General features: G+C 45.2%; 20 protein-coding genes and 1 riboswitch. Of the genes, 6 read left to right on the top strand and 14 right to left on the bottom strand.

Annotation, left to right across the window (positions count from 1 at the left end; translation table 11 throughout):
* The coding region (locus QUA34_RS27365) for a hypothetical protein (RefSeq protein ID WP_333390307.1) at positions 1–183 on the bottom strand (183 nt) is incomplete at its 3' end.
* Here QUA34_RS27365 and QUA34_RS27360 point away from each other — a divergent pair.
* Together QUA34_RS27360 and QUA34_RS27355 are read left to right on the top strand one after the other, a co-directional pair.
* Positions 169–402 (top strand): hypothetical protein, encoded by a 234-nt coding sequence (locus QUA34_RS27360; protein WP_333390304.1) that lies wholly within the window; start codon positions 169–171, stop codon positions 400–402. The two genes, QUA34_RS27365 and QUA34_RS27360, sit on opposite strands and share 15 nt — an antisense overlap.
* Before the next feature lie 58 nt (positions 403–460).
* Positions 461–1,609, top strand: a complete 1,149-nt coding sequence (locus QUA34_RS27355) for an aldo/keto reductase (protein ID WP_333390303.1) — start codon at positions 461–463, stop codon at positions 1,607–1,609.
* On the opposite strand, the gene QUA34_RS27350 is transcribed toward QUA34_RS27355, so the two are convergent.
* From QUA34_RS27350 to QUA34_RS27330, 5 genes are read right to left on the bottom strand one after another with little or no spacing between them, the layout of a single operon-like run.
* Entirely contained in the window at positions 1,606–3,525 is a 1,920-nt protein-coding gene (locus tag QUA34_RS27350; RefSeq protein ID WP_333390301.1) for a TnsD family transposase, read from the bottom strand. The two genes, QUA34_RS27355 and QUA34_RS27350, sit on opposite strands and share 4 nt — an antisense overlap.
* 14 nt (positions 3,526–3,539) lie before the next feature.
* On the bottom strand, positions 3,540–5,474 hold the full coding sequence (locus QUA34_RS27345) for a TnsD family transposase (protein ID WP_333390299.1): 1,935 nt from the start codon (positions 5,472–5,474) through the stop codon (positions 3,540–3,542).
* On the bottom strand, positions 5,471–7,054 hold the full coding sequence (locus QUA34_RS27340) for an ATP-binding protein (RefSeq protein WP_333390296.1): 1,584 nt from the start codon (positions 7,052–7,054) through the stop codon (positions 5,471–5,473). The genes QUA34_RS27345 and QUA34_RS27340 overlap by 4 nt, the downstream gene beginning before the upstream one ends.
* Positions 7,047–9,233, bottom strand: coding sequence for a Mu transposase C-terminal domain-containing protein (locus QUA34_RS27335; protein WP_333390293.1), 2,187 nt, complete (start codon positions 9,231–9,233; stop codon positions 7,047–7,049). Before QUA34_RS27335 ends, QUA34_RS27340 begins: the two co-directional genes overlap by 8 nt.
* Complete coding sequence (locus QUA34_RS27330; RefSeq protein ID WP_333390290.1) at positions 9,230–10,075, bottom strand: TnsA endonuclease N-terminal domain-containing protein; 846 nt, start codon at positions 10,073–10,075, stop codon at positions 9,230–9,232. Before QUA34_RS27330 ends, QUA34_RS27335 begins: the two co-directional genes overlap by 4 nt.
* 193 nt (positions 10,076–10,268) lie before the next feature.
* On the opposite strand from QUA34_RS27330, the gene QUA34_RS27325 reads away from it, so the two are divergent.
* Positions 10,269–11,348 carry a DNA sulfur modification protein DndB gene (locus tag QUA34_RS27325; protein WP_333390287.1) on the top strand — a complete coding sequence of 360 codons (1,080 nt, stop codon included), beginning with the start codon at positions 10,269–10,271 and terminating at the stop codon, positions 11,346–11,348.
* 565 nt (positions 11,349–11,913) lie between these two features.
* Here QUA34_RS27325 and glmS read toward each other — a convergent pair.
* Entirely contained in the window at positions 11,914–13,836 is a 1,923-nt protein-coding gene (glmS, locus tag QUA34_RS27320) for a glutamine--fructose-6-phosphate transaminase (isomerizing) (RefSeq protein ID WP_333390284.1), read from the bottom strand.
* A 159-nt stretch (positions 13,837–13,995) separates the two neighbouring features.
* Complete coding sequence (gene psaC, locus QUA34_RS27315) at positions 13,996–14,241, bottom strand: photosystem I iron-sulfur center protein PsaC (protein ID WP_015175986.1); 246 nt, start codon at positions 14,239–14,241, stop codon at positions 13,996–13,998.
* Between the two features lie 369 nt (positions 14,242–14,610).
* Between psaC and QUA34_RS27310 the strand changes: the two genes are divergently transcribed.
* On the top strand, positions 14,611–14,733 hold the full coding sequence (locus QUA34_RS27310; protein WP_333390281.1) for a hypothetical protein: 123 nt from the start codon (positions 14,611–14,613) through the stop codon (positions 14,731–14,733).
* Between the two features lie 106 nt (positions 14,734–14,839).
* Here the strand turns inward: QUA34_RS27310 and QUA34_RS27305 are convergent, their stop codons facing one another.
* Both QUA34_RS27305 and QUA34_RS27300 read right to left on the bottom strand, forming a co-directional pair.
* Positions 14,840–16,051, bottom strand: coding sequence for a chloride channel protein (locus QUA34_RS27305; protein ID WP_333329544.1), 1,212 nt, complete (start codon positions 16,049–16,051; stop codon positions 14,840–14,842).
* Positions 16,052–16,392: 341 nt separating this feature from the next.
* The gene (locus QUA34_RS27300; protein ID WP_333329547.1) at positions 16,393–17,298 is read right to left on the bottom strand and encodes a CoB--CoM heterodisulfide reductase iron-sulfur subunit B family protein; all 906 of its coding nucleotides are present in this window, start codon (positions 17,296–17,298) and stop codon (positions 16,393–16,395) included.
* 383 nt (positions 17,299–17,681) lie between these two features.
* Here QUA34_RS27300 and acpP point away from each other — a divergent pair, with 383 nt between their 5' ends.
* Together acpP and fabF are read left to right on the top strand one after the other, a co-directional pair.
* On the top strand, positions 17,682–17,936 hold the full coding sequence (gene acpP, locus QUA34_RS27295) for an acyl carrier protein (RefSeq protein ID WP_333082619.1): 255 nt from the start codon (positions 17,682–17,684) through the stop codon (positions 17,934–17,936).
* Between the two features lie 97 nt (positions 17,937–18,033).
* Positions 18,034–19,287, top strand: coding sequence for a beta-ketoacyl-ACP synthase II (gene fabF / locus QUA34_RS27290; protein ID WP_333329550.1), 1,254 nt, complete (start codon positions 18,034–18,036; stop codon positions 19,285–19,287).
* A gap of 432 nt (positions 19,288–19,719) precedes the next feature.
* Here fabF and psbA read toward each other — a convergent pair whose 3' ends face one another.
* The 4 genes from psbA to cobG all read right to left on the bottom strand — a co-directional run bounded on the left by psbA (position 19,720) and on the right by cobG (position 24,123).
* Positions 19,720–20,802, bottom strand: a complete 1,083-nt coding sequence (gene psbA, locus QUA34_RS27285; RefSeq protein ID WP_006633381.1) for a photosystem II q(b) protein — start codon at positions 20,800–20,802, stop codon at positions 19,720–19,722.
* A gap of 228 nt (positions 20,803–21,030) precedes the next feature.
* On the bottom strand, positions 21,031–21,741 hold the full coding sequence (locus QUA34_RS27280; RefSeq protein WP_333332749.1) for a precorrin-2 C(20)-methyltransferase: 711 nt from the start codon (positions 21,739–21,741) through the stop codon (positions 21,031–21,033).
* Complete coding sequence (locus QUA34_RS27275) at positions 21,738–22,367, bottom strand: precorrin-8X methylmutase (RefSeq protein WP_333263779.1); 630 nt, start codon at positions 22,365–22,367, stop codon at positions 21,738–21,740. The genes QUA34_RS27280 and QUA34_RS27275 overlap by 4 nt, the downstream gene beginning before the upstream one ends.
* A 172-nt stretch (positions 22,368–22,539) precedes the next feature.
* Positions 22,540–24,123 carry a precorrin-3B synthase gene (cobG, locus tag QUA34_RS27270; protein ID WP_333390278.1) on the bottom strand — a complete coding sequence of 528 codons (1,584 nt, stop codon included), beginning with the start codon at positions 24,121–24,123 and terminating at the stop codon, positions 22,540–22,542.
* An 8-nt stretch (positions 24,124–24,131) separates the two neighbouring features.
* A riboswitch (adenosylcobalamin-variant (AdoCbl-variant) riboswitch) is annotated at positions 24,132–24,211 on the bottom strand.
* Positions 24,212–24,518: the final 307 nt, after the last annotated feature.

The raw sequence follows: 24,518 nt of genomic DNA, 5'->3' as shown, positions 1-24,518 counted from the left end.
AGCTGGGTGCGGTGAAAGTCGCACGCCCAGATCTAACTGAGAGGTGCCGGGGATAATACCCCGCATCGACTCAACCAGTCGGTTGCCGCTGCGTTCTACGGTGGCATCTTGACCGTCATCGGTATCTTCGTCAACCTCATGTGGCGGTACGCGGCTCGTGGGAATCGGTTGATCGGTAACCACCTCACGCCAACCAAGATCCGAAAAATCAATCGCCACTTCCTCTTCGGACCGGCCATTTATGCGATCGCCACCGCGATCGCGCTGGTCTTACCCTGGCTGGCCGTGCTGGTCTTCATCCTCCTCAACCTCTTCTATCTATGGCCTCGCTGGGGTCATAAGACCGCCCTGTCTCGCATCGATGACCCTACGGTGAACCCCGATCTCCGCGAAAACGACTAACAACGACGAGATCGATCGACAGCGAACAATATCAATTCCACATCAACGGAGAAAAACAATGCAAACGCGCAAACTTGGCAACAGCAATCTGGAAGTCTCCGCGATCGGGCTGGGCTGCATGGGAATGAGCTTTTCCTATGGCCCGCCCAAAGACAAACAGGAGATGACTGCTCTTCTGGGGGCTGCGGTCGATCGCGGAATAACATTCTTTGACACCGCCGAAGTCTACGGCCCGTACTTAAACGAAGAGTTGGTGGGTGAAGCCCTCGCTCCCTTCCGCGACCAAGTGGTAATCGCCACCAAATTTGGATTCGACATCAGTCCGAATTCCGATCCCCGTGGCATGAAGGGTTCACCCGGACTCAATAGCCGACCGGAGCACATCAAGGAAGCCGTAGAGGGATCGCTCAAGCGGCTAAAGGTGGAGGCGATCGACGACGCAACTATTAAAATTTGGGATTTGTCAGGTCACTTATGTAAGACTCTTATTGGTCATGATAAGGGAATTACGGCGATAGCAATAACCTCAGATGGACAAACTGCCATCTCTGCCTCGCTAGACAAAACTTTTAAAATCTGGGATTTAGAAACTGGACAGCAACGGTGCAGTTTTTCAACTGAAGATGAAAATGTTAGTGCGCTCGCTGTTACACCAGATAGTCGATATGTGATTTCTGACTTTGATAAAAAACACCTTAAGGTATGGGATTTAAAAAATGGTGCTGAACGGTTCATTTTGAGTGGACATAGAAGCTACGTCACAACAGTTACAGTGACATCAGATGGAAAATACGCTATCTCTGGTGCAGAAGATGACACTATCATAGTTTGGGATTTAAAGAGTGGAGATTTGCTGTTTGGCTTATATGCTCACACGGCTGCTGTTACAGCAGTAGCTATTACACCAGATAGCAAGTATATTCTCTCTACTTCACGCGACCATACTCTCAAAGTTTGGGACTTCGCAAGTAGGTCAGTTATTTCTAGTTTTAGCGGAGATAGTACACTCCATTCCTGTGCCGTGGCCCCAGATGGAGTAACAATTATTGCAGGTGAAGAATCAGGTCAGTTGCATTTCCTTTTCTTCGAGAACCTTCCACGGCAACATCTTCAAGCTAAAAGCGCTTTCAAAGCGTTGTTACTTGAAAACCAATGCGAAAAAACAAGCAATAAAGGGAAGAAAGGCTTTGGTAATAGCTTCAATTAATAGATTTGTAAAGATTCTAACGCTAAAGCGATCGCCTCTTTTACCGGCAGTATTGCTACCAACTCTGGGCGCAGATTCGCTCGACGGATCAGTTGCCATTCTTGCGGAGAAATATGATCTTGACGAAAACACTCTGCTGCCCACCACACTCGACGCACAGCAAATTCTTCTCGATTTTCAACGACTTCAGCTAATACTTGAGCCGTTAGAGGTAATCGATCGAGGTGCTTCTGGACATTCGCTAGTTGACCAATCTCTCTAGCGATCGCAGATACAGTTATTTGTACAGGCTTACCAGCAGGATATTTTAAACGTTCCGCAGACAATCTCGCTGCTTCTGACCACTGGCGATCGCGAGTTTCCCAATCTACGCGAGGTGGACTGACTACTTTTTGGCGTGGGGGCATATTTGCTTTTAGCCACTTGCAATCGTTCCTGTACAGCCACATATAAACACGAGGTAACTTGCTCCTTAACTCTTTACCTCCAGCGTCAGGGTTTTCGTGTTTGAGAGTCAACCATGCCATCCGATTCTTTTCCAAATCATTGTCCGTGCTTGCAGGAAAAGCATCTGTGTGTGGAGTATATTTAGGTTGAATTTCGTTTGTGGGCCTTTTAGTGGGACGAGGGAAAGGTAGCTGTAATCGAGTTGCGTGCAGTTTAATAGTACGAGGATCGACTTCGAGATGACGTGCGATCGCTCGCAGACTAACGTTTGTATCTGCCCATAATTCGTGCAACGCTGATTCCCAGACATGACCATAAGATTCTACTTGGCTGTATTGATACCAATGCTCATTAGAGTGATCGGGGCCAATTCTAGAATGGACAAAGCCACAAATACAGGCAAATGTACCAATAGGTTTGCCATTTTCTTTGCTATAAGATAAACGATATTGCTTAATACTTCTTTTTCGGAAGCGATCGCAAACGGGATTTAAGCAAGGCCAAGGTCCTTCTCCAAAAGGCTGAAACTCTTCAGGGAGTTGAAAAAATGTTTCGGCTGTGTGTCCTAAAAACTGTATTAGCAGCAGATGGTGTAAGGGATGTTGTGCGCTTTTAGGAGAACGAACTAGCCGGAATAGCCAATTATGTTGACTGTCATCATCGACTTCACAATGAAGTAAGTTTAAAAGATTAGCTGAGTAATAGTATTTGAAAGCCTCTAGCAACCTACTTGTATGAACCCTACCACTATGGGTAGCCAGATCGCGATCGGCTAGTAGCCTTATGTAACGATTCCGGAAGGATTCAAGTCCAGAAATTAAATTGGGCTGATTTAGCAGCCAAGCAGCATCACTAGCAATCTTTAAAAGAGCTATATGAGAGGGATTTGATAAATTTAACGAGCGCCGTAAAGTTGAATGTATTGCTTGCTCTGCGGAGACAAACTCATGGCGAGTCTTCCGGTGTGATATTTGGGCATTACTATTTTCTAGAAAGACGGCATGAACTGGGCAGACTTCTACGCCAGGAACTTGGTGAGTACGATGCCAGTAGTGATCGCCAAATTGCTTTTTATTTTCCTCAGTACATACAGGGCAAAATCGCAGGAACTTTGGGGAAGGAATACTGTTAGCCATGATACCCAAACGCCCTGAAACCAACGTTTTGTTATTTCCTTGCATATCATCCTGCAAACGTTTTATACGATTTGGAGGATGAAATGGGCTGTAAAAAGGTAATAGCGTGTGATTATCTATTAGCTGCTCAACTTTGTAGTTATGTCCAACAGGTATAGCTGCCAAAAGACTGTTGAGATGAGCGGGTAAGTCAATAATTGCTAAAGCAGTACGGGTTCCGAATAATTCTTTAACTATAAGCTTTTTATCGGGATACTGCGTCAAATATGAGTATCTTGCACAGATACTATAGAGCAGTTCATCGGGATAGGGATCGGGAAAAAAGCCAATCATATTACATTGTAAATTTAAATAATTTCTAGGGATTGAAGTGCTTCTTCAATAGCACTGCTAACTTGTGGAGTCGTTGCTATTTTCTGGCTTACACTAGCTCGTAATAACAACTTAGTACGCTTCGGATAAATTCCTTCACTACGAAAGCAATCTGCTGCCCACCAGATACGTCGAATTGCAAACTCCTCATAAGTTTCCACTACTTCAGTAAGTACCTGAGCAGTTTGCGGTAGTTTATGAAGCTGATGCTGAAGTAATCCTTTTTGACCTAAATCCCGACCAATAGAAGATATCGTTATATGCGCGGGACGACCAGAGGATGTCTTTAACTGCTCTGCTGAGCGCTTAGCTTTTATAGCTAATTCAGCATCTCGTTCTTCCCAGTTCACCCCATAAGAAGAAGGTAATTTTTTCACCTTACGAACTGGTAAATGTTGTTCTAGCCATTCCAAATCGTTTCTTCGTAACCATGTATAAACTCGTCTAAAATCAATTTGTAGTTGTCTGCGTCCTTTTTCAGGATAATTTTTCCTAATATCTAGCCACTCTTCCCTATAAGAGGCTAGTTTATCTGGTGATATTGTTTTAGGCTCCTGCGGATTTTGTAGGGGCGATACGAGTAAATGAGACATTTTAGCCGTAGGCCCTGAGCGTGGAAAATTAAGGTTTAAACGCACAGCTTGTTTTTGAACAGTACGCCAATCAAACCCAAGTTTTTCTGCTACTTCAGTCATGCTGAGGGTTGAATCTTCCCAAAGTATCTTCAGCGTTTCATCCCAAACCTTTCCATATAGCTTGACTCGACCAAACCGATATTTATCTTCTGGATCTTTGTCGGGCCCTTTACGTTGATAGGTAAACTGACAATGCGGACAGCTAAATACACCAATTGGGCTACGATCATGGGAATCATAACGAATATGGTACTCTTCAATCGTAGATTGTTGGAAGTAGCAGCAGGTGGGATTCAAACAAAACCAATTACCTTTGCCAAAAGGTTGAGATTCTTCCGAAATATGAAAAAACTCTTCAGCAGTCAATTGTAGAAAATTTATAAGTAACAAATGACGCAGCGGATGCTGAAAGCCCTTTGTACTACGTACTAAACGGAACAACCAGTTTTGCTCACTTTGCTCATCCAATTGCGATTGAAGTAACTGTAAAATTTCAGCATTATAATACTTTGAGAATGCTTCTATCAGTTGCTGCAAACGGTTCATTCCACTGTAAGTTGCTAAATCTTTTTCTGCTAATAGCGATTGATAACGCTTCCTAACTGATAGCAGGTCAGAATTTAAATTTGGGTGGCTAAGTAACCACTGTGCATTCCTAGCGAGATTGAAAAATACTTTATGGCAAGGATTTGATAAATTAAGCGCCTGGACTGCTGTTTTCTTAGGGATCACTTGTTCAGCAGCAACAAATTCATGATTATTTTCTCTGTCCCTTGCCTTTACGGAACTATCGTGCAAAAAAATACCATGTATTGAGCAAACTTCTACACCAGGTACTTGATGAAGGCGATGCCAATAAGTTTCCCCAAATTGTTTTCTATCTTCTTGAGCACATACAGGACAGAACTTCAACCAGTCAGGTTGTTTTACTCTACTTGCCATAATTCCTGCACGCCTGTGGATTACCGAAGTTTCCTTACCTTTCATGTCCTCTCGTAGATGGCTCTGACGTTCCTTGGGCAGAAAGGGAAGATAAAAAGGTAGCAGGGTATGCTCATCAATTAATTGATCGGCAGTGTAATTATGACTTGGAGGTAAAACACTAATTAGATAACCTAACCGATTAGGTAAATCAATTGTGGCGATCGCACTACTCGAACCAAACAATTGTTGAATAGTTGCCGCATGGTTGGGATACCTAACTCGATCTTGATAGCGAGCGCAAACACTATAAAGTATTTCATCGGGATAGGGATCGGGGAAAAAACTAATCATACAGCAACCTCTTCTAAAAGATACTCTGTTGCAGGCCGAACATACCCAGCCTGTTTTAGGGCTTCATAGGCAGCAGTTTTACATTTTGTTCCATGCTCCACAATTTGTATTAAGCCCTCTGGTTTTGAAGTAGACTGACGGCTTTTCCGATTTTTTTTATTAGAATTCTCAATTGAAGTATCTGAATCTAAACCAATTTGCGAATTTTCTAAATTAGAAGCAGAAACTAATGTATCTTCTTGAATTAATTCATTTGCTATTTTATTTTTAATCAGAGGAGAAGAACTTATTTTCCCAGTAACCCTAATGTCTTTTTGAGCTTGTTCAATGTAAGTAATAATGTCAAGAGGATGAACATCTTCAACATTTTTTAGAATATTGATATTATTAGTTCTTAGGGCAGACAAAATAGGCTGTGCTAAACGAAGACTATCTGCGGCTACTGACCGAATAATGCTCTCAGTTATCACTTCTTTTTCTGTAACGATTGCTCTTACTTGAGCTAGCAAATATACTTTGACAGCAAAATCAGTAATTCCTTGAGTAACGTCATAGAGAGCATGGCAAAGTTGAGGAGTCAGAGAACAAGATTTACGAACATACTGATATCGCCAAAGGGATTCAACAAATAGCTCCCAAATTTCATCCTCTGCCATCCTATCCCACACTAAGTCTCCCTGTCCACTACCTCGGCGAGTTTGGCGGAATTCTCCACTCAAAATTGACATAGCTTTGTATGTACCAACCAAAACTACAGGAATCCCAATAGTGTTAACCAGTTGGACAAAAAAGTTGAGCATTTTTCGAGAACCACCACTTTTAGATTCACTCAAATGCTGGATTTCATCGATAACAAGAACACCAATACAGTGTATAGAAGCAACTCGCGCCATTGCGGGAATTAACTGATCGACAGTACGATAGCCTTTAGTGTAGTTTTTTAAATATTCTGTGCCTAAAAGTTCATCAACCGCTTGGAAAAAGTTGAGGCAAAGTCCTTTGATAGAACCATCATGGGGGCACTCTAAATTCAGCCAAACTATTTGCATTAAGGTAAAATTTTGTTGGGCATAACGGGTGTGAGTTATTACTTGGGGATAGAGAGAAAGAACTGAACGTACAGCCGTTGTCTTTCCTATTCCGCTAATCCCGATGATAGTAAAACCTGTAGCTGTTGAATGGGAATTACTCTGATACGTTCGATTAGAGCTTAAAGCATCTAATTGCTTGTTAAAGTTTGTCTTAAATTCTGGAGTAATCGGGTTTCTAGCTCGATAACCTGACCGAATCATGCGCGAAAATCTCTGTTCTAAATCTAAATGGACTGGAAGTGGCTCGACAAATTGCTGTATATTTTGCACCAAATGTAAGCGTAGATGGTTAGATAGTTGGCGTTCTTCCTCAGCATAATCTGGATAATGAGCCATAAAATTCATGGTTTCCTCCTCGGAATAAATTGGAGGTAATGCTTCGATTAGTGGATTATTCCGATAAATAGAAAGTTGCGGATCTTGATAGGTGGCTGGTACAACTTGCCCTTTAAATGCTAAAAGTGATGGAATCGCAAAATTATTAGTCATTTTTCCACTTTTTCTCCCGTAGTTTACGTAATTTGTCGATAGGTTTAGGCGGCGCTACATAACCATCATCATTGTCTTCAGATTGAGGAACAGACGGTAGAGAAATTACTTGTCCGGGTTGAGGAGGAAGTTCCTCATTGCCCAGTTTCCAAGCTCCTGCATCTCGTTCATTTTCCCGTTCTAGTTTCCGGTTTTCTCGAATATCTTTAAGGCGCGATCGCTTACTCTGACCAATCTGATGTTTCTCCGTTTGTTCTGTTGCTTCCAAAACTAGATGCTCTAATTGAGCATGAAAAGTAGCTTTTGATTGCTGTTGACGAGTATTAGCTATTTCCTGAGCCTGTTTTTGTTCCTCAAAGTAGTCCATAACTTCATGCCAATCTCGTCCTTTGAATCTTTGATCGGCTTCGGTAAGTTGACACACTTCCAAGTGTCTACTTTCATTTAACCGCAGGTAGATAATGTCAAGAGATCGAGGCTCGTAAGCAATAGAAACTTTCCATCTTCCTTGCATTCTTGCCTTGACAAACCATTGTTCTCGTAAAGCCAGTTCGCAGGTATAGTACAACCCTTTGTAGTAAATTCCACGAGCAGTGACGGAAGCCTCTGCTGTTGGAAGGAGGTTTAAACGTACAATATCTGGTGTCATTTGACGGAGATGACCGCTTCGGTTTTGGATACCCCAGTTCCACAAGTCAACTGGATAGGGTTCAACATTATCCTGAATCATAAATTCATCCATCCGATACCAATTCATTTGATGGTCTTTGTTATGCTCAAGGACGCAAAGAACCATCAACTTGCGAAACTGCTGCAAATCTAAAACAGCATCAAGACGATAGTCTTTATCTCCTCTTTCACGAGTTCGTTTGACTGCTCCTGGTATCCAATGAATGGTTGTGTCGTTGATGAGGCGAAAATTTCGCTCAACGATGCCTTTCCAATCGGCTCGATAGGGAGGTGTGTTAGAAACTCTAATATTCAGAGCATTGACTAAGTTATCAGCGTTATAGCCTTCTAATTCACCACGATCAGCCAACATCGCTTCCGGCAGATGATGACATGGCCAGTCTTCCGGGTTAATTTCAACTCCGTACTCTTTACAGAAAGCTACCTTATCAGTAGTTGCATTCTCCAAAGCAAGCATGGCTCCTAACCAACTTGGCCCTTCCAAACTGACACTTAATCCAGTAATCATTCGGCTAAAAGTGTCAATGATGATATAAATTACTGGGCGGCCGATGATGCGATTGCGATCTAGAAAACTGACCAGATAAATATCACCAATAGTGGCATCGATTTGATAAATTGACCCAGGGCCAAAAGCCATCTGAGTTGAATCTCCAAGAACCGCTCGATGCCTTAGATTAAAGCGACGTTTGCCTTCACGGGCTATTTTTTCCTGGCTAATATCTCGCTCTTTCTCGTACCAATAGCGGAATTGGGCAAAACTAGGTAATTCGGTCGCAGGGGGTAGGACAGGAACTAATACCCCATCTCGCGTTTCATAACCTTTATGGAAGAAACGTTCTAGTGTTAGCTGATAGGTATCTTTGAGGGTTCTTCCGTTTTGGTTTTCATAAAAGGTTTTGAGACCTCGTAGAAATTTTTTCTTGATGGCGGCATTAACATTAACTCCAAGCGTTGTCTTAGTTACTTGTGAGAGCTTACTAGGACGACCTCGTTTTTGGCCATCACTTTTACGCTCTTTCCCTTTACCACCACGTTTGTCAAACAGGGGTAAGAGGGCATTTTTTGTCTGTCCTCCTTGCCAGTAACGTCGCAGATAACTGTATATTGTGGCTTTAGAACACCCGCTGCGCTTAACTGCTTCCTCTACCAGAGGGCCTCGTACTCTTGGATCGAATACATTCTCACTCTTAACGATGGACTCAATAACATCCCAGGCATCATCTCTATGTTGGCGGTAATGTTCAGGAATCGTATTTTCAGGGCGAAGTAATTCAGCATAGGGATCGACTTCCAAGAAGCGAGCTTCCTGATTGCCGATCACATTCTCCAAGTCTTTACACTTTTGCCACTTTGGAAGAGCTTTCGGATCGTTAATCTCAATTGTTGCTACATCTGTTCTAGAGGGATCAATCCACAAGATACGCTCGATATGAGCTTTTGCTTGTTCGTCGTACCACTCCAACAACATATTGACGTAGAGATTCATCCAGCACCCCCCACGGTTTGGTAGGACTCGATTAAAGGTTCAGCTAAAAGAGTCAACGGTTGGTTGGGCTGAATAAGTTTATTCATATCAACTAACCATTGTCGATTTGCGATTAGGTAACGCACTACGGACAAGCTAATGCCAGGAGACAAACCCAATAGATCGTCGCACTCAGAAGTGATATCACTCAGCGAGACATGATGCTTGGATATCTTTAAAGTTAGTGCTGTAGCAATACGATTAATTTCAACGCTTGAGAGGGGAGAAAGGTCTTCAGGTGAAAACAGAGGATGTAGCCAACCCACATTCTTTGCCAGTGTTTCGGGAATTTCTCTTTCAGTGACAATACCCCAGTCAATACTTCGTTCCTGCCAGTAACGGCGTTCTATCTCTAGCTTTTCCAGGGTTCGCTGGGATTGCAAATCTTGAGATGATTTAACGGTTCGTGCTTGCTCGATTGTGCCAATTTTCTGGCGGGCTGTGATCAAGAAGTCAGTAGTCATGACAATCGGTTCTTGAGTTTTTGGATCTTTGGGATGGGCTATGCCACACTGCTCCGCGATCGCTAATGTCTCTTCCAAGGGCAGTAGTGGGTACTGTTCTCGAATGTCGCAAACTATTGGCGACCATTCCAGAACGTAGAAATAGTTTAACTCTTGATTACTCATTAGATGATGAACTCGGCGAGCCTTCCATCCCTTGATTCTGGTTGCCAGACCTTGAGAGGGAACATCCTGAATTAATAGCCAAGGAACATATTCAGAGCCTTGGCCTTGTCCACGCTCTTCGCGAATCCGGTTCTGGATACTTTTTTGGGTGGTAGCACGTTGGCGTTTAGCCATAGCAGCCTCCTGCAATCGGTTATGGCAAATATAACATACTTCTGTTTGTTTTAAATAACATACAGAAAAACGATGTGGGAAGATCGGGGTAGACCAAATAATGTAGATAAGTGGAACTAAAGCCAATGGCGATTTTTTACACGAGAAGTTGGAAAAGCCTCCCAGATGGCTGTGCCTCACTGGAAAGTAAACTATGAGTTCATTCCTTAACTTTGTTTTTGGTGTTATTCGAGGGATTCAGGGGGGACGAGAGTTTTATATCACTCGTTGTCAGGTGAGCACGATTTTGAAGGTATTTTTATTTGATGAAGAGCTTATTCCTGCTGAAATGAGAACTCAGTCTAATCCTGAGCCAGCTTATCTTTCAGACGATGCTCAATATGTTCTGGGTAGTCCCATTTACCAAGCACTTGCGCCAATAGTAGCCATCATTGATGGCGATCTAACTTATCAGCCTCTTGATGAAACGCCTGGTAATCAAGATATAGGCCAGATAACGGTTTCGGCAGATTTTCCTTTGATTGTTGCTGAGGGTCAGCGTCGTCTTGATGCGATCAAACTTGCCTTGCAAGAGCGACCTGAATTGGCGGAAAGCTATATTCCAGTAATTTTTTATCAAACTGTAAATAGCAAACGTTTCCAGAAAAATAGTAATCTGAGCGATCGCATTATTCAATTTCAACCAGATGAGTTAGATAGCTTTCAGGTGAGCTATCGCGATCGCCCCACAGTGATCGCTAAGGCTGTGATGGCTGGTGTTAAAGTATTCAACTACTTAACAGAGGTGGAACGCAGCAGTTTGCCAATGCGTTCTCAAAAGTTATTTACGTTAAGTGCAATCAAGAATGCTACTCAAGCACTTTTAGTGGAGCATGAAGATGATGAGTTAACGGAGCAAATTCAACTAGCTATTCGTTACTGGAATGCCGTTTGCGCCAATATTCCTGATTGGAACAGAGTTCTACAGAATAAAGTAAGTTCAGGGACTATACGCCGTGACTATGTTCATGGTCATGCGATCACTCTAGCTGCATTAGGTCATTTAGGCGCAGCTTTAATTTCACTTCATCCAAAAGATTGGGAAGCACAGTTAAAAAAGTTACGACAGATTGATTGGTCACGCTCTAACCCAAAATGGAAGGGTAGAATAATTATTAATAATCGTATTTCTAAATCTCTTAATAGTGTTATTTTAATGACTGCATACGTAAAAAAATATTTTGGTTTACCATTCACTTTACAAGAAGAGGAATTAGAAAAATTTTTTTCTTAAAAAAACAGGTTTTTTATTCATAAGTATGCAGTTAGATCTATCCTATTTGCTAAAAAATATAAGTATATTTTTTATAAATTTAACAAATTAAAACCAAAATTATAAGAGTTATTCTATTTATTATAAATCCGGTGAGCTTTTTACCGAGCTTTCTACTTTCCTTGGATTACTACAATGGGAAATTTCTACATCAAAAATAGGACGAGAGTCTATATTTGCGTCAAGAGCAGCATCTGTCATATGTTGATCTTCCCCCTTGGCATCAAAGCAGACAGTAAACTCTTTTTCGCCTACTGAAGAGTGTTGAACTAGAACCTGGGCATATATTAGGAAGCAATTTCCTGAGTAGAACCAGAATTTCTGCTCGCTGGCTGAGCAAGCTAGTAGCCATGATGTAGCAAGTTCAGCCCAGTAATATACTCAGCAGGGATCGCTTCCTCTATACAGATGTGGGAGCTACCAACCTCTCTGCCCAGTTTAGCTAATTATTCTCCAGTTCAACTAACTATTCTTTAGTTCATCTAACTATTCTCCTTGTACAACAACTACTGACTAATGACTTCCTTTATTCTACCGTCACAGACTTAGCCAAATTACGTGGCTGATCCACATCCAAACCCCGACGGGCTGCAATGTGATAAGCCAACAATTGCAGCGGAATCACTGTCACAATCGGTGACAACAATTCATCCACCAAAGGCACCGGCAAAATGTGGTCAAAAATATCGGCTTCCGCCGCACCTTGCTTGGGCGTAACGCCAATTAAACGGGCGTCACGCGCCTTCGCTTCCTGAGCGTTGGAAAGCACCTTTTCGTAGACGCTTCCGGGCATGGCGATCGCCACTACAGGCACTTTCGCATCCAAAAGGGCGATCGGGCCGTGTTTCATCTCTCCGGCGGGATATCCTTCGGCGTGAATGTAGCTAATTTCCTTCAGTTTCAGCGCCCCTTCCAAAGCAATCGGAAAGTTAATTCCCCGCCCCAAAAAGATAAAATCTTGGGTTTCTGTAAACTGGTGGGACAATTCCTCCACATACTGTTCTTGAATCTCCAAAAACTTCTCAATTTCTGCCGGCAACTGGCGCAAACCAGTAATAATTTCTGCCAATCTCTCAGTGCTGATTGTTTGCCGCTGGTGCGCCAAATCCAAAGCTAAGAAATAGAATGCCATTAACTGAGTAACAAAAGTTTTAGTCGCAGCAACGCCGATTTCTATACCAGCGTGGGTGTTGATTACGTGCGGCATCATGTGGGCGATCGAACTTTCAGTCCTGTTAGTAATGCCTAACATTCTCGCCCGGAATTTATCAGTAAAACCCGCGCGGCGCTGTTGTTCCATCCCCAAAGCAGCCAGCGTGTCCGCCGTTTCTCCCGACTGAGTTACCCCAATAGTTAAAGTATTTGCTGTCAGCGGTGCGGGCGCGTAGCGGTACTCAGAAGCGTACTGCACCGCAGTCGGAATATTAGCTAATTGTTCCAACAAATATTTGCCAATTAGCGAGGCGTGCCAGCTCGTTCCGCAGGCGAGAATCGAAACTTGTTCGACATCGGCGCAAAGTTCATTGGGCAAGTTGAGGTTGATGGGAGAGCGCGGATTTCCCGGCTGCCACTCGCTGTCTAAATAAGCCTCCAAACAAGCTCGGACTACGGCGGGCTGTTCGTAAATCTCCTTGTGCATGAAGTGTTTGAAGCCTTGTTTTTCGACTAAAACCGGATTCCAACCAAGGATGCGCGGGCTTTTTTTCAGCCTTTCTCCTGCAAAGCTGTAAACTTCCACTCCCATCGGAGTTAGCCTTGCCAATTCGCCATTCTCTAGAGATAAAACAGTGCGAGTGTGAGATACTAATGCCGGCGTGTCGGAAGCGCAGAAAAATTCGCCTGCACCAAAGCCAATCACCAAAGGAGCTTGCTGTCTGGCGACAATTATTTCGTCGGGGAAATCGGCGCAAATAACGGCGATCGCAAAGGCTCCTTCTAACCTATTTACCACCTTAGCAACGACTTCCAAAAAGGACAAATCAGCAATTTTTTGGGGTTTTTTCTCTTTTTCTTCTTCGTTCTCCCTTTTTGCTTCTGCAAAAAACTCAGCTATTAAATGAGGAATAACTTCTGTATCGGTATCCGAGACAAAGTTATGTCCCTTTGCTTTCAATTCTTGCCGCAAATCCCGATAATTTTCGACAATTCCATTTTGAACTACCGCAATTCGCCCGCTATTATCCAGGTGAGGGTGAGCGTTATATTCCTCTGGTTTGCCGTGAGTTGCCCAGCGGGTGTGTCCGATGCCGATGGGAGCCGGAGAGTCTATCTCTGCTAGCTTTTCCCGGAGGTTGTGCAATTTGCCCTTGGCTCGGATGCAGGTAATTTCTCCTTCGGAGATGGTAGCGAGGCCCGCTGAATCGTAGCCCCGGTATTCTAGTTTCTCTAATCCTGCTAGCAAAATCTCGCTTGCTGCTTGCGTGCCGATATAGCCAACGATTCCGCACATTTAACGTACTACTCCTGCTTAGCGATCGCAATAAAACTCAAGTTTTATCATTTTTACCTTCTTCCGGCCCCAGAATGCAGATTCCGCGACAAAAAAGAGGGGGCAATTTAATCGCCCCCTCTTTTGTACCCGTAATTCGATCGGTGTGTCGATCGATATTTAGTAGGCTAGACCCATACTGCGAGTGGTTTCTGCTCCCAGGTAAACCCGGATGCTCAGAAAATCGGTGGGGCAAGCAGTTTCGCACCGCTTGCAGCCTACACAGTCTTCGGTGCGGGGAGATGAGGCAATCTGAGCTGCTTTGCAGCCATCCCAGGGCACCATCTCCAAAACGTCAGTCGGACAAGCGCGGACGCATTGAGTGCAGCCGATGCAAGTATCGTAAATTTTGACTGAATGAGACATTGAATAAAGGCTCCCAACGAGTCACTAAAAATTTGCTGGCTCTGCAAGTGAACAGATTTGACGGCGAGGTGACACCGCTATAGCCTGCACAGAGAATTAAAGGTTAGTCTACCGCAGTGCCTGGAAGCACTTCGCGAAAAAGCGACAAAACTTCACAGTTATTCACCATGGGAGTCTTATGGAACCCTTTTGGGATCTCTATGATTCGCCAACCGTTTGAGCATCAGCCTGATTAAATACAAATTGAGTTTGGCAGTAGGATTGGTGAGAGTGGGTTCAAAGTTCTTGACCAAACTGCGATGATCTTATCCGGGTGATACCCCTTACCCTTGCAGAATGGTAATCTTCGGAATATTGACGGGCCCGAGTGTGAAAATAATCGAGGTTGTGACTCAACATTTAAATCAAGCCACAGTCATCGGACACACTGGCTTTTGTGCAATGGATAAAAAACGGCAAGCTGACTGGTATCAACGGCTAGATGTTGTTTGATGCCATTGGTGCAGTTGTAATGGCAGAAGCCTTTAGACTCGACACTCGCAAAATGCACGTATTTTTCGCCGGTACACCGAGCTATTAGAGGAATTCTAGCCGTTTGTTAATCAACTTTACGCTGTGAGGTAATGAAGGGAGATCGGGGAGCCAAGAAGAAACCCACGAGACTAGCGAAGAGAATCGGTGTAAAAGTGCTAAATCCTGTCAACTTGGCGAGTAGCAGAGTTGTACTAATTGGAGTTCGAGTAACTGTTGAATTCAGAGCAGCAATTACACAAATCATTGCCAAAGTCTCGTTGGAGGCGGGATTAATGATAGCGATAGCCTTTCCTAAACAGGCTCCTATAAAAAACAGTGGGATGATAATCCCCCCCCGCCAGCCTCCATTTACGGTCGTACTTATGGCAAACACTTTAGCAATAACTAAAGTTAAGAGAACTCCCAAAGAAAAGTTTCCCTCAACAATTTTTTCAATTTGATGTTCACCAAAGAAACGAGTGAGTGGAAACAAAGCTGATAAAACGCCAAGTCCTAGCCCGGCTAAAGTAGTTCGCACATAGATTGGACCGCGTATCGAATCAAACAAGCGACCAACACTGCGAAATACAGCGATAAAAAGCCACCCCACGATCGCACCTACGATTCCATAAGCAATCGCGGCGCCAAAGTCATAAAGGCTGTCCACATTGTATTGAGGAAAATGCCACGTAGGGCCAATGCCAAGCTGGGTAATTGCTACAAAAATGGTGTAACTTGCACAACTTGCCACGACCGCAGGCAATATTGCTTCAAAATACTCCACAACATTCTGATGATGGAGAATTTCTAAAGCAAAAAAAGTACCACCCAATGGAGCGCCGAACAAAACTGTAAAACCAGATGCCATGCCAGCAATACTCAAAGTTCGTAGTGCCTCTCCGCTCAATTGAAAGCGATCGGCTAACCACGTACCAATTGAACCTGTTACTTGCACCATTGGTGCTTCTGGACCAGCACTGCCTCCACTTGCAATACTGATTAGCGACGACAGAATCATAGAAGGATTCTCGTTCATTGGTAACCGCCCACCATTGAGATGAATATTGTCAATAATCAACCCTATTTCGCCAGGATTTCCCAGCCAATGAATGAGCAAACCGATGAGCAAACCCGCAAGCGGCATGATGATTAGTAGAGAATGTCCACTAAAATATTCAAATCCCACCATCATGTAAGACAAAAATATCCAATAACTTGCACCAAACAAACCACAAATGATTCCTAGCATTGCCCATAGGAATACCGAACGTGTGAGATTTACTGGGTTTCGTTTCATTGCTTATTCCTTGTCCCTAACTAGGCAGTTAGGAAGTCTTAAAAACTATTTTGTATAATAGTATACTGTTTTTTGGGTCTGTATCTTCTATTGACTCAAAAATGTATGAGCCCGATCGAGCTTTCGGCTCGCGGGCTCTGTATAATTCCGATCTAACCGGATTTGATTTGAGAAAAAACTCAAGTCTTTATGCCAATTTCCCAAAGTTGTGCAACAGTTGTAAGGACTTGTTGTTTGATATTTTGGCTTTTAGCAAGGATTTGGGTGAACTAGCCCCTATACCAACTGTTGCAAAATTTTTGATAATTAGGGCTTGCTGCAAACTGCTGCAAATAGATCGACTACAAGCCTAATTTTTCTAACACGGGCTTAGTTGAAACAATATGTCGATCGAGTCCTAGTTTTTTCGGCTCCACACCCAAAGCCAAAGCTACCAACTGCGGTAAATGCAGCACCGGCAAACCCAATTTGCGCCCGATTACTTTTTCCACCTCCGGCTGCCGCGAATCCAAATTTAAATGACAAAGCGGACAAGGCGTTACCATACAATCAGCGCCATTGTCAAGAGCATCTTGAATATGTTTGCCTGCCATCTGAAAAGATTGGTTAGTGGCATAACTGGCCAACGGCCAGCCACAGCACTGCGTCCGCCCTCGATAGTAAACCGGAGTTGCCCCGATCGCCCGAAACACATTTTCCATCGATTCCGGTTGGTGGGGGTCATCGTAAAGCAGCTTATCCTGAGCTCGCAGCAGATAGCACCCGTAAAAAGACGCGCACTTCAAGCCCGAAAGCTTTCGGGTGACTCGCTTCTGCACTTCCTCCAAACCGTAATCTGCAACGATCGCCCACAACAGATGTTTCACCTCGGTACTGCCTTGATAAGGCGAACAGCCTTGTTTTTCCAGTAAACCGTTGACTTTTTCTATGTAGTTAGGATCGGTTTTCTGAGATTCCTTGAGGCGATCGTCCACATGACCGATGACCCCTTGACAAGTGCTGCAATGCGTCAGCAAAGGCAGATTCAGTTCCTCAGCCAAAGCAATATTGCGGGCGTTGACAGTATCTTCGAGTAACTGCGAATCTTCCTTGAAAGTGCCAGAACCGCAGCAGGAAGCTTTCTTTAGTTCCACCAGTTCAATCCCCAACGCTTGAGTCAGCGCCATTGTAGACAGGTAAAGTTCGCGGGCCGCCCCTTGGGCAACGCAACCGGGAAAATAAGCATATTTCAGATTTTGGGATGGCATAATCGTTTCTGCTGGGGACACAAGGTTCGGGAAAAGAAACTTGAGCGATCGAAGTCGGGAGGCTTCCTGCTTAGTTTTCCCTCTTTATAATTAACCGATCACCGCCTAGCTAAGAGCCAATTGTCAGCTTTTCTCAAGCATTTTGAGTTGATGACTGACGCACCATCGACCAAAAATCCGCTTCCTCAACGTTATCAGGTGGCTAAACGAGATGATTGATTTTGGGCTATTGGGTTTTTTTGCCTGAGTCCTAGAGTTGCTGCGATCGTCCGTGTCCCAATTGTCCCTGGCCCGTGTCACTTAGAAAAGCGGCCAGCCTTTGTCCTGCAGATCCCCCTTTCGGATAAGATTAGATACGCAGCAACCAATGAGGACACGATGTTATGAGCCAAGACGACATTTTTGCTAGAGTCCAGAAAATTGTGAAAGAGCAACTGGAAGTCGAGCTGAGCGAAGTCAAGCCGGAAGCCAACTTTGCTAATGATTTAGGAGCAGATTCCTTAGATACAGTAGAGCTGGTAATGGCTTTGGAAGAAGAGTTTGATATTGAAATTCCCGACGAAGCAGCCGAAGGAATTACTACGGTTCAAGCTTGTGTAGATTACATCAGCAGCCAACTTGCAGCTCCAAAAGCATAAAATACCTGTCTTTTCCCCTAAGAGGAGAGAAGTTATAAAACTGGAAACTCCTCTTTAGTTCTGCGTTCTGGGTGTTTAATTTTTTGAAACTGAAATCATGACAAATTTAGAGCGTAAGCGCGTTGTTATCACAGGTCTCGGCGCGATTACACCGATCGGCAATACCTTGTCCGAATATTGGGACGGGTTGCTTGCCGGGAAGAATGGTATAGGCCCGATCACCTTATTCGACCCGTCGCGGCACGACTGCCGCTTTGCCGCAGAGGTGAAGGGTTTCGACCCACACGACTATTTAGAGCGCAAGGAAGCAAAGCGGATGGATCGCTTTGCTCAATTTGGGGTGTCAGCGAGCAAACAAGCTGTTGCTGATGCAAAGTTGGAGATTAATGACCTGAACGCAGAACAGGTGGGTGTCATTCTTGGCACTGGCATTGGTGGCTTAAAGGTTTTGGAAGATCAGCAAGAGATATATCTGACTCGCGGCCCCGATCGATGCAGCCCGTTTATGATCCCCATGATGATTGCGAATATGGCCGCGGGTCTGACGGCAATTCAAACGGGTGCTAAGGGGCCGAACTCTTGCACGGTGACGGCCTGCGCTGCCGGGTCAAATGCCGTGGGTGATGCGTTTCGCCTAGTTCAGGGGGGTTACGCGCAAGCCATGATTTGCGGTGGTACGGAAGCTGCGGTGACACCTTTGTGCGTGGCGGGTTTTGCTGCGGCGAGAGCGCTTTCGACTCGCAATGATGACCCGACTCATGCTTCTCGTCCGTTCGATCGCGATCGTGATGGTTTTGTCGTCGGCGAAGGTGCTGGCATTCTGATTCTAGAAGAAATGGAACACGCTCTGGCGCGTGGCGCGAAGATTTACGCAGAAATCGTCGGCTACGGTTTAACTTGCGATGCGTATCACATGACTTCTCCGGTACCGGGGGGGGAAGGTGCGTCGCGGGCGATGGCTTTAGCGCTCAAGGATGGGGGTTTGACGCCGGATATGGTGAGCTATATCAACGCTCACGGCACGAGCACGCTTCCCAACGATTCTACGGAAACGAAAGCGATTAAAAAGACTTTGGGAGACCATGCTTACAAAGTAGCAATTAGTTCTACCAAGTCGATGACCGGCCATCTTTTGGGCGGTTCTGGGGGAATTGAGGCGGTGGCGACGGTAATGGCGATCGCCAATGACAAAATCCCGCCGACAATTAATCTGGAAAATCCCGATCCTGAGTGCGATTTGGACTATGTTCCTCATACAAGCCGCGCTCTAAAAGTTGATGTGGCGCTGTCGAATTCCTTTGGATTTGGCGGCCACAACGTGACTCTGGCATTCAAGAAGTTTGTTCAGTAACGGGCAATTTGAAAATCGAGAGTTAAAAGGTAAAAAATTAATTTTTTACCTTTTAATTTTTAGATTGGGCGATCGGCTATTAAGTAAATCAAATTAACTCAACCTAAAATGCGATCGCGCCTGAGATCCCCGCAGCACTTTAACTCCTGCGGAGTTCTGGCTATTCTTTTTTTTGATTAGCCGTTGCTCATATCATGTCCGCGCGAGCGCTTGACTCCAAACGCTTACTTGTCATGAGTCAAGCGCAACGAAGTCAGCGCGTTGCCGAAAGGGCGAGATTCTTCAGTTCATTCAGGACTCAGAATGACAACTACTGAAGCCGATTTAATATAACTTAGTTTTTTCATAGAAGGATAACTTTAAAAACCTTTTTTCCCCAAACAAAAAGCGCCCCTATTACTAGGAGCGCTTTTTGTTATCTCAGACTAAAACTTAGCCATTGATAGAAGGAGCAACCAAAGCTACGGGAGTGGTAACACCTGCAGCCAAGTCAAGCGGGAAGTTGTGAGCATTGCGCTCGTGCATTACTTCCATACCCAAGTTAGCGCGGTTGATGACATCAGCCCAAGTGTTGATGACACGACCTTGCGAGTCGATAATCGATTGGTTGAAGTTGAAACCGTTCAAGTTGAAAGCCATCGTGGAGATACCCAAAGCGGTAAACCAGATGCCGACTACTGGCCATGCACCTAACAAGAAGTGCAAAGAACGGCTGTTGTTGAAGGAAGCGTATTGGAAAATCAAACGACCGAAGTAGCCGTGGGCTGCAACGATGTTGTAGGTTTCTTCTTCTTGACCGAATTTGTAACCGTAGTTTTGCGATTCGGTTTCGGTTGTTTCACGAACCAAGGAAGAAGTAACGAGAGAACCGTGCATGGCGGAGAACAAGCTACCACCGAAGACACCAGCAACTCCCAACATGTGGAACGGGTGCATCAGGATGTTGTGCTCGGCTTGGAACACGATCATGAAGTTGAATGTGCCGGAGATACCCAAGGGCATACCGTCAGAGAAAGAACCTTGTCCAATTGGGTAGATCAAGAATACTGCGGTTGCTGCTGCAACTGGTGCAGAGTAAGCGACGCAGATCCAAGGACGCATACCTAAGCGGTAGGACAATTCCCATTCACGACCCATGTAGCAGAAAACGCCAATGAGGAAGTGGAAAATTACCAATTGGTAAGGGCCGCCGTTGTACAACCACTCATCTAAGGAAGCTGCTTCCCAGATTGGGTAGAAGTGCAAGCCAATTGCATTAGATGAAGGAACAACAGCACCTGTGATGATGTTGTTACCGTACATCAAGGAACCTGCTACTGGTTCACGGATGCCGTCGATGTCCACTGGAGGGGCAGCGATGAAGGCGATGATGTAGCAGATGGTGGCGCTGAGCAAGGTAGGAATCATCAAGACTCCGAACCAACCTACATAAATGCGGTTGTCGGTTGATGTTACCCACTCACAAAAGCGTTCCCAGACATTGGCGCTTTCGCGCTGCTGTAAGGTTGTTGTCATTTGTTTATGATTGCTTTATTTGGTTGTCAATGTTCGTGACGGCTTTGTGTTCCGCCATGTAAATAAACATAAAGCATATTCTCAGGTTTGTAAAGTTTTTTAACAACAGATTAACTGATAATAAGTATAAAGTTAACTTATCAATAGAAAGAAAACTGGATAAAGAGGTAAGAATGCACAAAAAAGTAGGTAAAGCCTGGAAGCGCGTCGCCTTCAGGCATGGAAATATTAAGATACAGACTTTTGCTGGCTGGGGATCATAATGAGAGCCCAATAGGGAACTTCAGCGGGATCGACATCTGCGATCGCCCGAATTCGCTGATTCGGCATAGTTGCGCGTTCTATATACAGTGCTCGATCGAACTGTCCCAACTCAATCAGCACGTCCCGGACTTTCGCAAAATGTCGGCCCAGCTTAATAATCACAGCAGCATCAACAACCGCCAGTCGATCGCGCAAAACCTCAGCATCCAGCGTCGCAGGCATAATACTTAACACATCGTTACGATAAGTTAGTGGCACTCCCAACGCAGCCGCACTAGCCATTGTCGAAGAAATTCCCGGCACAACTTCCGTCGTAAATCTCCCCGACAAACGGTTGAATAAATACATAAATGAGCCGTAGAGAAAAGGTTCGCCCTCACATAGCACGGCAACATCCTGTCCCTCGCTCAGATGTGCGGCAATTTTATCGGCAGCAATATCATAATAAGGTTGAGACGATCGCGTCGGACTAAAAGGCAGCGGCATGGGAATCTCAATTTGCTCCGGGCGCAGATAATCTGCGACGATCGCCCGCGCCAGTACCTTACCATTTTCCATCGCCGGATAGGCAATCACCGGCACCGATTGCAAAATCCGATAAGCTTTCAAAGTAATCAACTCTGGATCGCCAGGGCCAATACCCAAACCGTACAATTTACCAGTAGCCTTAGTCATAATTCATCCTTTTTCGCTAACGCATTCACAGCCGCCGTTGCCATTGCACTGCCACCGCGCCGCCCGTGCAACGTAATAAATGGCACTCCCCGACTGTTGGCGGCCAGTTCGGCTTTGGATTCGGCAGCCCCCACAAATCCTACCGGGAAACCCAGAATTAAAGCCGGTTTAGGTGCTCCGGCATCCAGCATTTCCAGTAGTCGGAACAAAGCAGTCGGGGCATTGCCAATTGCCACAACCGCACCCTGCAAGTTGTCCAGCCATAAATCCAGGGCCGCCGCAGATCGAGTATTTCCCATTTGCCGTGCCAACTCCGGGATTTCGGAATGCCAGAGGGTGCAAATCACCGGATTGTCAGCGGGAAGGCGTTTGCGAGTGATGCCTTCGGCCACCATCCGCGCATCGCAGAGAATAGGCGCACCTGCGACGAGGGCGTTGTGTCCCGCGGTGGCTGCACCGGGGGAAGCTGCTAAATCTGTAACAATATCGGTCATGCCACAACTGTGAATTAGTCGCACGGCTACCGATTCTAAATCGGGCGGCAAGCTTGACAAATCTGCTTCGGCTCGAATTGTGGCGAAGGATTTAATGTAGATTTCTGTTCCGTCTCGAATGTAGTCAATCATTGTTTAAAACTGCTATGGGAATTTTGTGGGATTTGTGAAATAGATTTTTTGAATGAACCGCGAAGGCGCGTTCGGCGAAGCCGTTCCCGTAGGGTAGGACGCGAAGGAAGAAAGATCCAGAGAGATAGGAAGAGAAATACTTAAAAATTGTCATTTTTAATGGGAGCTTTTTTCACTTTAAATTCCGATTTTCGGTGCTCAACAACTCCTGCAATTGGTCGATCGTCTGCCGATCAACAAACTCACCAAATGACTCCAAAGGCTCTCGAAACCGCTGATACACTCGCAACATTCGCTCGATCGCACGGGGCATCTCGATCGCACTCACCGCCGGAAAAATTGGTCGTCCGAACGGCAAATCTTTTCTACCCGCATAAATGTCGTAACCTTCGAGCGTTTCGTCTCCTAGCTCAATCTGAATTCCCACCAGCGTGATATCAATTGGCCGGTGCTGGGCGCAGGACTTTTGGCAACCGCTGAAATGAATGTTAATCGGTTGATCGATCGTCAATTTTTGCGCTAAATCCCTCACCATTTTTAGGGCGTGACTTTGAGTATCTGTCGCCGCCGACGCACAGCCACTGCTGCCTGCACAAGCCACCAAGCACGAATCTAGGCGAGTCGCCGACGAGTGCAATCCCAAAGCGGCGATTTGCTGTTTTATCTCAAAAAGCTGGGAGTTGGGGATATCAGAAATCAACAGATTTTGCCACGGCGTAAGTCTCAGGGTACCGCTGGCTAGATTTGGGGCTAAATTTGCCAAATTCCGCAGTTGCTTTGATTCTAGCCTACCGAGAGGCAGTGCAATTCCCATGTAGGAGAAACCGGACTGTCGTTGAGGATGAATGCCGAGATGTCGGGATTGTTCGATCCCCCTTGCAGATGAGTCGATCAAACGGGCGGGCAAGATGCCCACCCCACAAGGAAATTCACTCTTTGTGGAACAGGCATCTTGCCTGTTTTTGGGAAAAGTGCCAGATGTGAATTGCCATAAAAATGGTAAATTCTGCTGTACCTTTTCCAGATAACTTTCAGCGCCCCAATCTGCCAGCAGGTGACGCAAACGCGGTTTTTTGCCATCAATTCGAGGTCGATTTTTGGTGTATTCAAGGTAGGTGTTAGCGAGGGCGGCTAATACTGAAATACATTGCGATTCTTGGATTAAAATTCCTGTATCGCCGTTTAAATGCAGCCGAAAAAAGATTTCTGATTGGGTTGAAAGCCCTTCTGCAGCTAATAAAATATCGTTGCGTAAAGCCTGGATCGAAACCGATTCCCCGCCGTCGAAGCCAATACTGAACTTAGGCGAAAGTTCCGACAACTCGGAATGTGTTTGCAGGTAATCATCCCAAGCTTTGACTAGCGGGCGAGTATCCAGTAACTGCTGGCGATCGATCCCTGCTGTCGGGCTTGCCATAATATTGCGAATCGGGTCAACTTCAACGTGGCGAGACGCTATCCCCAATTCCTGAAAGCGGTTCCAGACTTCCGGGGCAATTTCCGAGTTCACTTCTCGGATTTGTAAATTTGCCCGATTTGTCACTTGCAAACAGCCGGTACTGTATTGATCAGCCAAATCGGCGATCGTCCGACACTGCTGCGCGTTTAAAATTCCCCCCGGAATCCGCATTCTCGATAAAACTCCGTCTCGGGCTTGGGAACCGTAAAATAAACCCGGACAAGTCGGCAAATCAGTCAAAGCTAACAAATAATCTCCTCCCCGTGCTACGCAGGGAATCCAAAAGTAAACGCCCACAAAGCGCCCCCGAAATCGGCATTCTGACTTTTACAGTTGCGGCACAGCGCCGGAATTGCACCGGACTTTCCCGCTTTCAGGTTTTAGAAAGGTATCACGAGCGGACCCACAGAAAGCAAAACCCTCAACTTTCTTAACAAAACTTCTGGCGATGGCGTCGGGCCCCGCAAGCTACGGTCATCTCTCTCCTTTCATCAGCTTTCCTAATCACACTCATCAGTTTAACTGTCGCTCAACCCCTTTACAAACCTTAACAACACCGTTAATAATATAAACATCATCCGAACATTGACAACCAAATAAAGCAATCATAAACAAATGACAACAACCTTACAGCAGCGCGAAAGCGCCAACGTCTGGGAACGCTTTTGTGAGTGGGTCACAAGCACCGACAA

It is taken from the genome of Microcoleus sp. POL10_C6, assembly GCF_036701585.1.
Taxonomy (GTDB): domain Bacteria; phylum Cyanobacteriota; class Cyanobacteriia; order Cyanobacteriales; family Microcoleaceae; genus Microcoleus.
The sequence above is the reverse complement of the archived record's forward strand: the minus strand, read 5'-3'. Positions and strand labels throughout refer to the sequence as shown.